This is a genomic window from Massilia norwichensis (genome assembly GCF_024753245.1).
GTDB classification, from domain to species: domain Bacteria; phylum Pseudomonadota; class Gammaproteobacteria; order Burkholderiales; family Burkholderiaceae_D; genus Telluria; species Telluria norwichensis.
In genome coordinates this window covers 1-1364 of the sequence record NZ_JANUGX010000075.1, presented here as the reverse complement: position 1 = coordinate 1364, position 1364 = coordinate 1, and the positions used below count along the sequence as shown (strand labels likewise).

Here is a 1364-nt window from a genome sequence, read left to right as displayed (position 1 = left end):
GGACCTGTCAGAAATTCTGTGTGCGGGGCCAGAATTTGTAGTTAGCTAATCGCGTTGGTGAAGCGCTCGCCGAACATGATGGCGAATTGGTTGGCGGCCTGCTTCCAGGTACGCTGCGGCATCTTCCAATCTTTCTCGATATTGCGCAAGGCCAGGAACAGTAATTTGGTCGCGGCTTCATCGCTCGGGAAGTGGCCGCGGTTCTTGACGATCTTACGCAGGCGCATATGCAGGCTCTCAATGGCGTTGGTCGTATAGATGATCGTGCGCACCTCCGGAGGGTACGCAAAGAAAGGAATCACCTGCTGCCATTGGCGCCGCCACATCGCTGCCACGGTCGGGAATCGGGTGCCCCACGGACCCGTTGCAAACGCGTCGAGCGCCGCTTCAGCCAGATCGGCGCTGGCGGCCTGGTAAACGGGTTTCAAGGCCGCAGCCAATTCCTTGCGGTCCTTCCAGGCCGCCAGCGTCGTCGAATTGCGGATCAGGTGCACGATGCACGTCTGGATCTGCGCCTGAGGATAGACTGCCTCGATGGCCTCGGGGAAGCCGCGCAGGCCGTCGACGACGGCGATCAGGATATCGTCCAGTCCACGGTTTTTCAGCTCGTTGAAAACCTTCAACCAGAATTTGGCGCCTTCTGTCTGCTCGATCCACAATCCCAGCACTTCCTTGCGGCCATCAGCGCGAATGCCCAAAGCCAGATACACAGCCTTGTTCTTGACGGTGCCTTCGTCCCGGATTTTCAGGCGCAGCGCATCGAAGTAGACGATCGGGTACATCGCTTCGAGTGGCCGCTGCTGCCATTGCGTGACCTCTTCCAGCACCTCGTCGGTGATGGTGGAAATCAGGTCCGGCGACACCTGCGTACCGTACAGCTCCAGCAAATGGCCCTGAATTTCGCGCACGCTCATCCCGCGCGCGTACATGCTGATGACGTGATCGTCGAACCCCGGCATGCGCCGTTGATGTTTGGCGACCAGCTTGGGCTCGAAGCTCGACAAGCGATCACGCGGAATGTCCAGATTGAGCTCGCCGCCTGGCGTCAGAACCTTTTTGGGACTGCTGCCGTTACGGTGGTTCTTGCTGTCTTCGCCTTCGCTGGCCAAATGATGGCTCAGCTCGGCCGTCAGCATGCGCTCGGCCAGCATCTTCTTGAGCTGCCCGGCCAGGCCGGATTCGCCGAGGATCGATTCGGCATCCTTGTTCTCAACCTGGGCCAGCAACTGGTCGATCAGCTCAACCGGGAACGGATATGCAGCTTTCTGCTTCTTGGGCTTTTTGGTGGTCATCACTTCGGTCATGGAACAGTCCTTTCGAGATTATTTCATGACCCCGTTCCACACAGAAAATCTGACAGGCTC

General features: G+C 58.4%; 1 protein-coding gene. It reads right to left on the bottom strand.

Translation table 11 applies throughout. From position 1 onward, the window contains the following. Positions 1–41: 41 nt before the first annotated feature. A complete protein-coding gene (locus tag NX782_RS26185; protein ID WP_258848434.1) occupies positions 42–1292 on the bottom strand; it encodes an IS256 family transposase in 1251 nt (416 codons plus the stop codon). Between the last annotated feature and the right edge of the window lie 72 nt (positions 1293–1364).